At 39.6% G+C, this 14,928-nt stretch carries 9 protein-coding genes; 4 read left to right on the top strand and 5 right to left on the bottom strand.

Features of this window, described 5'->3' with window-relative positions; all coding sequences use genetic code 11:
- The first annotated feature begins 94 nt into the window (after nt 1-94).
- Together Q0093_RS00995 and Q0093_RS01000 are read left to right on the top strand one after the other, a co-directional pair.
- Nucleotides 95-928 carry a DUF3822 family protein gene (locus tag Q0093_RS00995; RefSeq protein ID WP_297928128.1) on the top strand — a complete coding sequence of 278 codons (834 nt, stop codon included), beginning with the start codon at nt 95-97 and terminating at the stop codon, nt 926-928.
- A complete protein-coding gene (locus Q0093_RS01000) occupies nt 916-1,467 on the top strand; it encodes an RsmD family RNA methyltransferase (protein WP_294176803.1) in 552 nt (183 codons plus the stop codon). Before Q0093_RS00995 ends, Q0093_RS01000 begins: the two co-directional genes overlap by 13 nt.
- Nucleotides 1,468-1,477: 10 nt before the next feature.
- Here Q0093_RS01000 and mutY read toward each other — a convergent pair whose 3' ends face one another.
- On the bottom strand, nt 1,478-2,536 hold the full coding sequence (gene mutY, locus Q0093_RS01005) for an A/G-specific adenine glycosylase (RefSeq protein WP_297928129.1): 1,059 nt from the start codon (nt 2,534-2,536) through the stop codon (nt 1,478-1,480).
- Nucleotides 2,537-2,672: 136 nt separating this feature from the next.
- On the opposite strand from mutY, the gene Q0093_RS01010 reads away from it, so the two are divergent.
- Both Q0093_RS01010 and Q0093_RS01015 read left to right on the top strand, forming a co-directional pair.
- Entirely contained in the window at nt 2,673-4,010 is a 1,338-nt protein-coding gene (locus Q0093_RS01010) for a DUF3843 family protein (protein WP_297928130.1), read from the top strand.
- 32 nt (nt 4,011-4,042) lie between these two features.
- The gene (locus Q0093_RS01015) at nt 4,043-4,858 is read left to right on the top strand and encodes an alpha/beta hydrolase family protein (RefSeq protein ID WP_297928131.1); all 816 of its coding nucleotides are present in this window, start codon (nt 4,043-4,045) and stop codon (nt 4,856-4,858) included.
- A gap of 359 nt (nt 4,859-5,217) precedes the next feature.
- Here Q0093_RS01015 and Q0093_RS01020 read toward each other — a convergent pair whose 3' ends face one another.
- The 4 genes from Q0093_RS01020 to Q0093_RS01035 form a co-directional block, all read right to left on the bottom strand.
- The gene (locus Q0093_RS01020; RefSeq protein WP_297928132.1) at nt 5,218-6,621 is read right to left on the bottom strand and encodes an arylsulfatase; all 1,404 of its coding nucleotides are present in this window, start codon (nt 6,619-6,621) and stop codon (nt 5,218-5,220) included.
- Between the two features lie 32 nt (nt 6,622-6,653).
- Nucleotides 6,654-8,201: a GEVED domain-containing protein gene (locus Q0093_RS01025; RefSeq protein WP_297928133.1), complete on the bottom strand. Its 1,548-nt coding sequence runs from the start codon at nt 8,199-8,201 to the stop codon at nt 6,654-6,656.
- Nucleotides 8,202-8,294: 93 nt separating this feature from the next.
- The gene (locus tag Q0093_RS01030; protein WP_297928134.1) at nt 8,295-10,124 is read right to left on the bottom strand and encodes a T9SS type A sorting domain-containing protein; all 1,830 of its coding nucleotides are present in this window, start codon (nt 10,122-10,124) and stop codon (nt 8,295-8,297) included.
- Between the two features lie 178 nt (nt 10,125-10,302).
- Nucleotides 10,303-14,913, bottom strand: a complete 4,611-nt coding sequence (locus Q0093_RS01035) for a beta-N-acetylglucosaminidase domain-containing protein (protein WP_297928135.1) — start codon at nt 14,911-14,913, stop codon at nt 10,303-10,305.
- Between the last annotated feature and the right edge of the window lie 15 nt (nt 14,914-14,928).

The following is a 14,928-nucleotide window of genomic DNA, read 5'->3' on the forward strand; positions in this document are numbered from 1 at the left end:
GAAAACACAAAAATGACCTGATAATATTTTTTGTCGGAAAATTTGTACAGGCTTTAAGAGCCTGTCTAAACCGGCAATATCCAGAAAAAGAATTATGGGAGAGCAAATATACAAAATAACACCTCCTGAAAAAACGGAGAATTATATTTTATCGATTCGTTTGAGAAACGACGGATGTTATTTTGCCATTTTCGATCCGACAACCAACAATTCCTATAAAGGACAAAATATCGTATTTCCGCCGACCGGAAATACTCTTCTTCAATCTATCGAAGACGCTGTATATAATCAACCCGTTTTACTGAGAACTTTTCGTAGAACTTATATAATAATACAATCCCCACGATTTACGCTTATCCCTAAATCTATTGAACCGAAAGCCGAAAAACTGAATATATATTACGATTTTTGTTTTCCAGATCATACAGACAAGATTCTCTGCAATGAATGTCTCAAAAATCAATTATATAATCTGTTCGGCGTAAACAACGATATTTACGCTTTTTTAAAAAGGACTTTCGATAACCCTCTGTTTTTGCATCAACTGACTCCTTTATGCGAGTACTTTTACAGGCGAAGTAAAATCGGGAATAATTCTAAAATGTACGTTCATCTGCAAAAAAAATGGATAGATATAGCGTGTTTTAACAAAAAAGGACTACTATTCGCCAATTCTTTTGAATATGGAGACATTCATGATGCGGCTTATTATATACTCAATGTTTGGGAGCAACAGGGATTTGATCAGGAAAAAGACGAACTTCAGCTTACCGGAGACAAAGAGCCTCGACAAATCATAACCCGCATAACTCAGGAATACATCCGTCAGGTAATGCCGTCGATTTTTCCTCCCCAACTTTTTAAATTAGGAAAAGAGACCCTCGAAGCTCCTTTCGATTTAAGTGTTATACCTCTATGCGAATTATAAGCGGAAAATACGGAAAAAGAAGATTTGACGTGCCGTCTAATATAAAAGCCCGTCCTACAACAGATTTTGCCCGGGAGAACCTGTTCAACGTATTAAACAATCTGATCGATTTCAGCGGTCTTACTGCTCTTGATCTTTTTGCAGGCACCGGGGCTATCAGCTTTGAATTACTATCACGAGAATGTGCAAAAGTCGTATGTGTAGAAAATTATCCGGTACAATATAATTTTATCCGCAAAGTCATGCAACAACTACACGCAGATAATTTAGTCCCGATAAAAGGAGACGTGTTTAAATTTATTTCAGCGTGTAAAGAAAACTTCGATCTTATATTTGCCGATCCACCCTATGATTTACCCGAATTCGGCACAATTCCGGAGCTCGTACTCAATTCGAAATTGTTAAAACCTGAAGGAATTTTCATAATAGAGCATTCGAAATCATACGACTTTTCGACACTACCCGGATTTGATCAAAAACGGACATACGGAAGTGTAAATTTCAGCTTCTTCAGAAACATTCATAAAACGGTAAAATAGCTCAACTTATTTACTTGCGCTGTTCCAAATAAATATGCGTCAACCGGGAAACGGCATAATTCTCCAATTCAGCATAAGGAATGCGGATATATTCAGAAAGACCTTCCGGAACAGACTCTATTTCAATAGAATAGAAATAGGTATTTATGATACGATGCGACAAAATATGACGTTTCTGCAAAGGTAAAGCCGTCACTTTTACTTTTCCTAAGCCGTTGAATATCCGACGGTACTCTTCGGTATGTTGCAACTCTTCAAATGAACACTCTTTATCTGTTTCGATCAACACAAATTCATACAAATTCTCCCATATATCTTTTCCTTTGCGTTGCCGTATCCATGTATCCCCCTGATAGGAAATACAGAGATAATTAAAAAAACGCGGCTTCACAACCGTTTTACCTTGTTTTACCGGAAGTTTTTCTATACGTCCCGAAATAAGAGAAAGACATTTGTCCGATAAAGGACACAACTCACAACGAGGTGAACGAGGTACACATTGCAATGCCCCCAACTCCATAATCGCCTGATTATATACATCGGGATGTTTCTTATCCAAAAGTTCTGAAGCCAGTTTTGCAAAAAGTTTTTTCCCCTGAGTCGAATCGATAGGGACATCTATATCGAAAAGACGAGCCAGAACTCGATATACATTTCCATCGACAACGGCATAAGGTTGACGATATGCAAACGAACAGATTGCCGCTGCCGTATATTCTCCGATTCCTTTTAAAGAAAGTACATCTTTATAACTTTTCGGGAAACGGCCTCCAAAATCGTTCATAATTTGCCGAGCGGCAGTATGTAAATTACGAGCACGACTATAATACCCGAGTCCCTGCCAATATTTCAAAACCTCATCCTCTTCAGCTTCCGCCAAAGAGGCTACATCCGGGAAACGAGTCATAAAGCGGTTAAAATAGTCAAGACCTTGTATAACTCGGGTTTGCTGAAGAATTACCTCCGATATCCAAATAACATACGGATCGGTAGTATCCCGCCAAGGCAAATCTCTTTTATTCTCTAAATACCATTTTTCTAACGGAACGGTAAATTCCATATTTTCCATACCGGACATATTTTTCAAAAACTTTTAAAACCGACGACAAAAGTAAAGAAAATGCGATGAAAACAGATAGAACATACCCCGAATCATTGCCGAATTAACTATTAATCCGTAAGTTTGTAAACCAAAAACAAACTTCATGGCAAAGAAAAAACAAACAATATACAGTAAAGACTGGGCATCCTTACATCCTTATCAAGGATCAGCCCGTACAGATTTTTATTATACGACAATTGCAAATAGAATCTATACCGTACTCGATAATCTACTGGAAAACGAAATATCAGATGAAAATCTTTTTTATCTGGAAGAAGAAGAAAAAAAGCAACTGGCTTGTACCCTTACCTCATATTTCGAAGATATTATTTCAGAAGCCGGTATTTTCAGGGCATTTACTAAAGAACATTACCGGAAATACAATTCTCCCCTCCCGTTTTTTCCATGCAACGATTATGCAAATGAAGAGATCAACACAGAGGATATACAATTTCTGACATGGCATTATTTCATGCAATTAAACAGAGGTGAAATCCCCTACTCTCCCGAAACTCCTCTTTTTTCCCGGATAGCAGAAAAAGTCATGGAGATTCTGGATGAAGAATACGAGTCAGCTCCAGCAAATGAAAAATTAAAAGGATTTTTTGACCTATCTCCCAAAGAGTGTACCAATTTATATTCTTTACAAGCACGTTTCGCATGGTTAGCGACCGAATCCTATCTTTTCCAATTCAACGGCAGACAGATGCAGGAAGAAATAGACGACATGGTAACAACAGCAAAAGAAAACGGGACAGAAGAATATCTTCCGGATATGGTAAACGTACTATGTAACGACTTTGCATACAATTTGACTACCGAATTCATGCAACACACGCCTGCACAATGGCTTGCCATACTTTTAGGAGAAGAACACCCGGCACATGAAGCTTTAAAAAATTTATCCCGTAAATATTCAGGTTATTTCGATTTTGTCGATGAAGACAAATATAATGCCCGTTTCCGGCATATCATTACCGGCGAAATTATCGAAGTCACACAAAAATCTTTAAAAGGATTTCCCGAAGACATGAAAAGCGACAAAACAAGTCTGTATGCAGGATTTGTACGTTGGCAAAATGAATGGTGGATCATAGGATTGGTAAATACTTATCCCAAATCGGAAGATCTCACGGAAGAAATCGATAAACGGACGGAAGAAGAATCTCACATTTTCGAAGAAAAAACCGACTTGCCCGAGAATGAACAAGAAATTATTTTAAAAGATATACTGGAAGATACCGATCTCGGAGAGGGTGAAATGCCGTTAACTCCTGAGGAAACCGCATGGATAGCCGTATTGAGCGATGAATTAGGGGTCTCCTTTATGGAAAATGCCGTGCAAAAAGGTAAAGTCCCCGAATTAAGATTCAACGGAGAAAAAGGCTACGAACTATTACATGATAACTTAGATTTTATACTTCGTTATATTAAACGTTAATAACGTTTCTAATTTATTTTTCCGATATGATTATGAAAAAGACTTTAAGTTTCTTGCTTTTTATTTTTTGCGTATTCTCATTACAGGCAGAAATAATCAAAACAAAGGTAAAAAGCGATGCCATGAACAAAGACATCCCTTGCGTGATTATCACTCCCGAAGACTATACTCCTTCTGCAACCTATCCTGTTATTTACCTATTGCACGGATATGGAGGAAATCAAAACACATGGCCGGATATAAAGAAAGATCTTTCGCAAACAGCTACGCAAGACAGCATAATTTTTGTCTGTCCTAACGGAGAAAACAGTTGGTACTGGGATAGCCCGTTTAATAAAGAGTCGCAATTCGAAACATTCATATCAAAAGAATTAGTCTCTTATGTCGATAAAAATTTTTCTACTCGCGACGATAGAACAGGCAGGGCGATCACCGGCTTAAGTATGGGAGGACACGGAGCTTTATGGTTGGCTATTCGTCATCAAGATATATTCGGAGCTGCCGGAAGCACCAGCGGAGGCGTAGATATTCGTCCTTTTCCCGACAATTGGGATATGAAAAAACAGTTGGGCGAATATAAGAACAATAAAGAGATATGGGATAATCACACGGTCATCAATCAAATAAATAAATTACAGAACGGAAAACTTGCCATCATTTTTGATTGCGGATTCAAAGATTTTTTTTTCGACGTAAATAATAATCTTCATAACACTCTATTAAAACAGGGTATCGCACATGACTATATTGTCCGTCCCGGTGAACATAATTCTCAATACTGGGGGAATTCCATTGACTATCAAATATTATTTTTTAAAAAGTATTTTCAAAAAAGATTACCAAAATAAATTCAAAAACGACTCTTGTACTCACCAATAGCAAGGATACATGTATAAATTTTGTTAATATACAATTTTTTATTATAACAACATTTGTAAGATACATTTTCTATAACTATATTTGCAATATGTTTTTTCATAGTATTAGATTTAAGGTTTACAAAGATTGGTTGTCGTGAGACAACCATTTTTTTATTTTAATCGTAAATCAAAAACTCCTGATAAGTTTACTTATCAGGAGTTTTCTTTAATATCTATACTGTCGATACATTTTACCCTCTATTGGCTGTCACTACCAAAACTTTGCGAATCATGTCATCGACTCAAAGTCTGTCTAAATTTTCCGATAAAAAATTATATATCCGCATCTATTTACCGAAATTAAATAATGAGGAAGGTTCATGTTCCCTATCCATAATTACTTTCAACTCTTCCACTTTTTCAGGATATTGAGCAGCGATATTATTATCTTCATGAGGATCTTCAGCTATATTATATAACTCATGTGTCGGATTTCCCGAACTGATCTGTTGACGAATAAGTTTCCAATCTCCGGCACGTACGGCTTGACGCCCGCCTTCCTCGTGGAATTCCCAATACAGAAATTCGTGTAACGGCTGCTCCCCTTTATTTAATAAAGTAGGCAAGATAGAAATTCCATCCATCGCTTCTTCTCTCCAATTCGAATCGACACCTAATAAATCTGTAAAAGTAGGCATCATATCCCATCCGGCAGCCTGAATATGGCTTATACTACCGGGTTGAATTTTTCCAGGCCAATAAGCAATATAAGGTACTCGCATACCTCCCTCGTAAAGAGCTCTTTTAAGACCTTTCAAACGTGCTTCCGTATTGAAGAAATAAGGATCAGCGCCACCCTCCTGATGAGGACCGTTATCACTGGTGAAAATAAATAAAGTTTTATCGGCAATACCTTGCCGTTCAAGTTCTTCGATTATCTGCCCTACATAAGTATCCAAACGGGTAATCATCGCAGCAAATTGCGTACGAGGATTCAAAGCCGTACCGTAATCACCGTTCGTATAAAAAGGATTGGGCTCATAAAATTTATCTTTATACATTTCCACAATACTATCTTGAGGTTGTGTTAATTCAGCATGAGGTATCGTATAAGTAAAATATCCGAAAAACGCCTTGTCCTTATTATCTCTGATAAACTTAAGCGCATGTTCGTGAATCGCATCCTGCGAATAACGTCCGTTTTGATACTCCTTCGTTTTATTATTCCACAAATAATCAGGATAATATTTATGGGCTTTGCGCTGACAGTTATATCCGTAAAAAACATCAAATCCCATATCATTCGCTTCTCCTCCCGATCCGGGATATCCCATTCCCCACTTACCGAAACAGCCTGTGACATATCCGTTTTCTTGAAAAAGATTTCCCAATGTTTTCACATTCGGATCTAAAGGCTCTTGACCTTCAGGCTGTATCTCCATATTTCCACGTATTTTGGTATGTCCCGTATGCTGTCCTGTCATCAAAGAAGCCCGAGAAGGAGCACTCACTGCCGTACTTGCATAGAATTGAGTGAAACTCATTCCTTGTTGCACGAGTTTTGTCAGATTCGGAGTCGAGATCATTTGTTGCCCGTAAGCTTCTATATCGCTATAACCCATATCGTCACATAATAAATAAATTACATTAGGACGATCGACAGTTGCAACAGCATCTTTTACCTGTGCTTTGCATAAAGAAGACGGAAATAATAAACTGCCGGACAGGTATAAAAAATATTTTGAATTCATCGGTACTATTTCGTTTTATGAAATTAAAAAAATCAAGATTTATTATAAAGCTTCAATGAAAAAGGTCTCTGCCTATCCGGCTCGACCATAAGGATAACAAACTCCTCAGGATATTTGAGTCTATACTCGCAATTTACGTCAGACGGTATAAACTCACCGATAATCTGCCCGGAGAGATTAATCACCTTCACAGAGCACTTTTCCGGAAGACCACTTAGAGCAACTATACCATTTGACAAAAAAGCCTTTACTCGAATATCCTGAATATTCTCTACCCCAGTAGGTGTAAAAGGAACACGATAGAAATACCAACCTGATCCTGTACCTATCCCTGCATTATATAAAACAATTTTCCAAGAACCGTCCTGTGCATTCAACAATAAACCGTCATTACCATTATATTTTATAGAATAACTTCCGTTATCATTGCCACTGGGTTCTACGACGAACTCGCTTCCGTTTACCTCAGCAGTCAACTCCTGTGTTTCCAAAACTCCAGAACCGTAAATCTGCTTCATACTGGTTTTATTGATAATCTTAACCTTATTTCCTGAAACAGTTTCTAATCTCCATAAAAATTTATCGCTCATATCAGCCGGACGTTCGGCACGTAAATTAGAGGTATATTCACCCGTAGGATTTTCATCATAAGCTATATAACGGTTTGCCCGCTCCGTAGCCGTATGAGCATTTTTAATCTGATACCATATCGGATTTGCTTCGGTACTCGTTTGAGGAGCTGATAATTCGGGCTCTACGGTAGAAAAAACGGCAATAATATGCATACTCTCATTTACCGTAAATGTGTATGACTGATCTCTACTTACAATATCTTGTCCAACTTTCCAACCGTCAAAATTCGCAGAAGAAGAAGAGAGTTCGGCTTTCACCGTGACTGAAGAGCCTTTATCATACCTGCCATCTACATTGGCAACTGTCTCAATAACCGCCGTACCTAATTTTTCATTATTAGAAGAAACACTTATATAACAATCTTCTCGGTCGGTCTTATCCATAACATAAACGACAAAATCATACACACGTCCTCCTGAAACTGCAACATCCGATCCTGAAGGCTGAGACGACTCCAATCTGACTCGTATCCGGGTTTTCCCCAATTCTGCATCGGCAGGAACTTGAAAAGAAGTAGTAAACCCCTTATCTCTCATACTTACAGAGGCCTGATCCTCTTTATCAAAGACACCGTTACGATCCCAATCCGTAAAAATTGTAACGAACTGCCCGGAAACAGACACATTCTCCTCGATAATTAAATCGAACCAACGTCCCCTTTCTATCAAAGTCGTAGCTTTAGAAACAATTATAAAATGTCTATCAGGTACAGAAGCTACGGTATAACCTAAAGGATAACGAACTGCATCTCCGGACGTAATAGCAGAAATGATATATGCATTTCCTGCCTGACCGGACGGCATTTGATAAATCGGGTTCTTAACATTCATAGAACCAAGCCTAATCATTGTTTCAAAAGGATCATCGGCTATATACTCTTGGGCTTTCAGCCCTGTAAACAGGACACTCAAAAATAACAAAAAAATATTCAATAAGCTTTTTCTCATTTTCTTACTTTTTATTGAAAAATACCCCTTATAAAAACTCTTTTCTCTATAAGGGGTATCTTTCTAAATGAAAAAACCAAACCTCAAACCTCTTTACTTTTTGATAAACTTGATCGTGCGGACACCATTATCCGTTTTCACTTTAGCTATGTAAGTCCCGACAGACAGTTTCTGCAAGTTCTGTGTTCCTTGACCTTCGAATACTGCAGACCCTGTTATATTATATACTCGCAACATTGACCCTTCCGGTGCATGCAATACAGATGTCGTGCGGTCGAAGTAAACTCCCGTCAATTCTGTTCCGGAGATACCTGTCAACGGTGTAAAAGTCACAGTCAGTTCAACATCCTCTGCTATCGTGATCCAGTATTCTCCGCCATTCTCTTGCAACTCCGACAATCGGTCTATGCCGTTGACCGTAAAGCTCCCTACTTCATAACCCGATTCGGCTTCCGGAATTATCGTAATAGCAGTGTTTTTCTGTAATTCTGTTCCTGAAGGAATGTCACTTCCGTCGGAATCTTTCGTCACGATCAGCTTCCCGCCAGTCAATTCGGTCGGATACGTTACCGTATAAGTAGCTCCCTTGAATTCCGCTACAAGTTCTACCGGACCTGATACCGTAATCGTAAACGTCTTGTTGACTACACTCTCCAATATGCTTTCTCCGTTATTGGTCAGCGCTGATAATCGAGTCGGGTCACTGTAAACCAAACTACCAGTCAACTCTGTTCCGTATTCAACCAAGGCTCCGCTCGAGAGACTGCTGCTGCCGTTCTTCAACTCCAATTGTCCGTCTCCCGTGCTCGTGAACGTAACGGTATATTTTTTCTTCGCAAAGACTGCTGATACCGTTATATTTTCCTGAACATTGCTTAGCGTCAGCTTTCCGGATTCTAAAGACTCTTTCTTTTCGTCTCCGTTGACCAACAGAGATGATAACTCGTAATGTTCTTCCGGTAATACCGTCAGTACGACATCGCTGCCTCGATCGAACTCGCCTTCATCGTTCAGCTCGGTCTCCTCTATGCTTGCCGATACCGTACCGCCTTCGACCGATGAATAGCGATAAACCAGCTTATCCGTAAATTCTACCGTGATTTCGCTCGCTTCAGACAGGTTGAAGCCCGAACCTTCTATCGCCACGCCGTTCACTTTGATCGCTTTAACTTGGTAACCATCATTAGGATCGGCTTCTACCGTCAACCAAGTCCCGCCTTCTATACTGCTACCGCTTTCTACCGTCGCTTCTCCGTTCTTGACCGTAAACGTCCCACCAGTTACCGAAGTGCCGTCATAAGTTACGGAATAAGTCGGTAAATTAGCCTGATAAAAAAACCAGCCCGAAGCTTGATGCACTCCCATCTCATATACGGTTATACCATAAGAAGTCGCTAAATCGCTACTTTGCATCGCATTCATATATGCCGGCTGAGCACTTGCCCCCAAGTAGTTAAAACAGTATTGCTTATCTGCACAATCAGACTGTCCGGTAGAGCTGCTTAATGCCATTACCCACTCCACGCCCGCTTCTGTAACGGTAAGAGGAGTATTAGCTCCCGTATTCGGGCTTATACCCTCCTCAGCAAACACTCGCATTCCCGAACGATTAACAATATAAACCTTATTATCGGCACTTCCTTTCTCGAGACGCCACAAATATTTATTCTCAAGTTGAGAAGTAGGAATACCCTGATCAAATTTTTCTGTCCTTAATCTTGTACCATCCCAAACCAAAAAACGGTTCTGACGATCTGCATCGGTTATATGGGACGACATTATCGTGTACCATACGGGTGCTTCTGCCGTACTTATTTGAGGGTCTACACATCCCGCTACCGGAACCACTGCGGCTTTAACAGAGAAAGATCCCATAAAGAAACCGAACAATACCAATAAGCCAAGTAATAATCGTCTATTCATAAGCTTAGATTTATTTAATTAAACAATAGATTAACTCGTACATCAATTCGATAAATACAATTAATGAAACTATAGTATAGACAATTTATCAAATTTAAAAACGACAACTATATAATAAATCTCTTATTTTATACTTATTATTACAAATCACTAATACTCTGACTGTTCAAATAAAATTTTACTTTTTAATAAATTTGATCGTACAAAAACCTTTATCAGTTTCTATTTTTGCGATATAACTACCGGCTAAAAGCTCTACCAGATTTTGTGTTCCCATTCCTTCAAACACCAACGAGCCGGTAATATCATAAACTTTTACTTTTGCCTCCAACGGAACATGCAAAACCGAAGTAGAACGGTTAAAGTAAGATATCGGGGTCTTTTCATCCCGAACTCCGTCTAAATATGTAAAGGTTATCGCTATGTTTACATCTTCAGTAACTGTAATCTGATATTTGCCCCCGTTATTTAATAGATCAGAAAGGCAATCTTCATCATTAACGGTAAATGAGCCTACTTCATATCCCGGGTCAGCTATCGGTTCGATTGTTATAACCGTATTCTCCGATAATTCCGTTCCGGAAATGACACTACAATCATCTCCTTCGTTTCTGACATCAAGATACCCTCCGGTTAAACTTTCCGGATAAGTTACTTTATACAAATTTTGATTATGACCCTGAACATATTCCGGCACTTGAGAAGTCGTATTCTGATAATAAGTTACCCAACTCAATTCCTGAATCGTCCCTTTCATCAAATAAGCAGCACAATCGCCTCCCGCACCTTTGTTTTGAAATTCCGTTAAACCGACATCCGAAGAACTGAATTTATAATAATACAACAAGTTTTCGGGAATTCGGGCATATCCTGCTTGAGAAGACTTGATCTGCTCAGGTGTTAAAGCAACATTCCATAGTTGAACATCCTCGATATCTCCGGCAAAATCCATGCATCCGACAAAGAATACAGTCTCATCGGGTAACAGACGGAATCCTTCTCGATTCAATATCTCGGACGCGACTTCTTCTCCATTTTTATACAAGGTTATGGTCTTATTCTCGCTGTCTATTACTAAACTTACAAATGCCCATTCTCCGACCGGCAGTGCTACATCTGTCGTAACCGTTACATCATCGCCGTAACCGCCATTACCGTAACAACGTGTAAAAAAGCCCAATTTACCATTAGTCAAACGCACGGCAAAAGAGCCTGAGTTGACATAATATGCCGACTGTACAGCTCCCATTATATCTCCGCTGTTTACCGACGGATTTACCCATACGGACATCGTAAAAGTGCGTATGCGCTCATCTCCGACTTGAGAATCTACCGTATGGTTTCCACATAGTTTATCGTCAAACTGGAAGCGATAATGATTATTTCCGTCTGTCTGAGGAATACGAATCGCGCAACCGGCAATAACCGGCATTCTTTCGCTACACTCAGCCGCAATCGTTACAGCTTCCGTCACTGTCATCGTATAAACTTCTTCGTGAAGACTTCCCATCCGATTTTCTCCATTAACCGTAAATACAGTTAATTCATAGTTTTCATCAGCACTTACCGAAATAGTTATTTCCGTGCCGTGTTCTACACTGCTTCCCGAATCTATTGGCATATCACCTGCCATTACCGAAATTTTTCCATGTGCAGGTTGTTCAAAAGAAACGACAAAATGGGTAACAACTTCACCTCCTTCATCATAAGGAAGTCCTTCCGGCAATACTTCATATAAAGTCGGTATATTCGATTCGTTCCAACTAATTTTAAGCTGAGATATATTATCCAAATCGCTTACATCTACCTCCGTACAATAATCATCCAAAAATCCTTTATCCACCCATTCACCATCTGCCAGGACTTGAATCGACGGCTTATCCGCTGCGGTTGTAAATTGAGTATAATGGTAAATTTTTACCTTTTGAATCAATATATTCTCAGTAAAACGATAAATCAAGTGTCCTGCTTTATCCGATTTATATCCGTTCATCAGCGAACGATCATCCAATACGGATATCGGATTCCCATCTTGATCACTTGCAACCGGCGTAGTTCCTGAAACAGAAGCAGAAAACTCAGCAACCTGCAACCAATTATTCAAAGAAACAGAAGTCAACCGCATCCTGACATAACGTCCGTACTTTCCACCGGCATTACAAGAGAACACCGAATTATTAGCTTCTATTTCCGATGCAGTAAAAGTCGACACCTCCGTCCAGTTCTGCCCATCACCGGATATTTCTACCACACCGCTGCCTGTCGGACGATCATTCGAAGTAAATGTCAATGTTATATCGAAAAACGGAACTGTTCCTCCGTAATCGAGTGTAATATAATCACCGACAGCTTGAGCACCGTCTTTCCAAAAATAAGTATCGACATCACCGTCGATCACGTTCGTTACAGAATATGTGCTATAGACACTCATGTTGGTCGTCGCTGTTACAGTTCCCGGAGTTGTCCCGGACACGGACATCGTAAATTCATTCTCCGGAATTTCCTGCACTTTCCCGCTATTATTATGAATCCGAATATATGCCATATCCATAACAGAACCGTCCGGTGTAAACACAGTCCATTCCTTACCGTTAATAGAATATTCGACTGCAAACTTCTCCGCCATAGAAACAGGAAGCGTGTTCACCGATACGCTTTTTATCGCATTGAAATAAATTCCTACATATTCCCCATCCTTTAAAGAAACTCCGGATAAATTTCCTAAAACGACACTTGATTCTCCTAAGCTTATCTGCGGCCCGCTAAGATCCTTCACATTAGTAATGATAACTATATCTCGCGACCGTTCAGGCAAAACCGGAGCTTTATCTGCAATTTTACCGATAATCCAGTCTGCAAAAGGCATCATATTGACATCGGATGGAGTTACCTCATACGATTTTTTTTCTGTCGATGTGCCCGAACCTTCCAACGCAGGAACAAAAAAATCCGGATCGGTATGTATCTTGGCATATTCTTCTTTTGCCACTAAAAAATCAGTCCACTGACTATTCTCCCCCGATTGAAGCAACGTGAGTGATTTTAATATTATATTACTCATCGACTGTAATTTAGCTATCCAATATTTCGTTTCTTTATAAAACAACACATGATCAGAATCACTACTATGCTCCATTGTTCGCAAAAGAACGCACGCATCATAAATTTTTTGCATTTCAGCAACCAATTGACCTGTAACAGAAGGTAATTCCCCGCTTGCAGAATAAGATGATTTAAACGTATCGAATAATGGCTTAAGCTCATCCGTTTCTTTCAATTCTATGCCCGATTCAGAATGAATGGCAAAAGTCCGCATAGCTTCTTTCAGAGCTTCATCATCTCTGACCAAACTCCCTATAGAAGCTTCCCAATTAGAAACTTTTTCAAAACGAGCCGGATTCCATGCATAATCAGCGCCTCCGAAAAGAGCGACTTTCGAAGCTTGAGCTTGTCCCATCGGATTAAGCATCAAACCTCTTAAAGAGGGTATCGGCTCAGAATCTTCAATAGTCCAATGGGCTGTCACTCCACGCATATAAATTCGTTCATCATGATCGTCATTCACCGGATTATTCCACCACATTACCGGGTTTCTGCCAACACGTCCCGCCATATCGGCACACGAACTGCCTCGAATATTCGAAAAACAATCATATCCTGTAAAGGCAATTACCGCATCCGAATCGACGCTTTTCAAAGAATTCAACGAATAAGAGCCGCCATAGTTGAGCGCATAAGCTGTCGGGACGAAAAACAAAGGACAAACCGTCTCATCTTTTGTCGCCGAAACGGTATTATATTTTTCTTTCAATTTCTTTTGTACCTGATCTGCCAAATATGCCTGCATGCTCCCGCTCGGCGTATAAGTAATATCGTCGATAAAAACACCGAAACCTCGAACTCCCAACCCGTAGAGATGATCGAATTTATTCATGATCGCCTCTATTCCGGGATCCATTGCCGATTCACTGGAAAAACTTATTCCGTCTTGCATCGCCGGATGAGCTGCCCAAACAAAATTAACGTTACATGACCGTGCTTTAGCAGCTATCGTTCTCAAATCGTCTTGAGTAATCATTCCTTGTTCTTGTTCGGCCTGAGTAAGCGATGTAGGATAATCTCTACGCCAATATCCCAAATGATAAGGATCGGCCTTAGGTCCGTAAACGAAAAGGTTCATTTTATAGCGTTTACAATATTCCAACAAACTCAAACGATTTTCCACAGAGTACGGATAACCGTAAAAACCCTCTACAATGCCTCTGTACTCCATATAAGCATAATCTTCGAAAACAACGGTAGTCAATTTATTTTCCTCCATCTGTTCAAACATCTGCTCCAATGTCGCCATACCGTAATAGGCAGATTCTTTATCGTTGCCCAAAATAACGATATCTCCAAAAGGATGGTTTTTATTGACCTCCAATATATAAGGATCGAATTTATTACTTCCGTCGGCAAATACCGAACGAGAAACAGATGAAGCCCGATCCGCAGCCTTTCCCGAACCATTTACTCCAAGCCAAATATTGGTTTGGACAGTAGAAGCTGTCTCCGCTTCATTGACCGACATGGTAAAACCGGCATTCTCAACGACTTCTCTCAACCGGTCTATCGTCGTCGTATGTATACCGTCTTCAATAATTACATTAAAAACGGAAGATAATTCTACGGTTTGATTTCCCATAGTCATCTTCTGCGGTACGGGATAAACAGTATAAGACTGGCTATACGACCGAGGAACAAACAACAAGAAAATAAATAAAATAAGATGTTTTGTTTTTTTCATAATAAAGAGGTTATT

Source organism: uncultured Coprobacter sp., from assembly GCF_947855755.1.
Classification (GTDB): domain Bacteria; phylum Bacteroidota; class Bacteroidia; order Bacteroidales; family Coprobacteraceae; genus Coprobacter.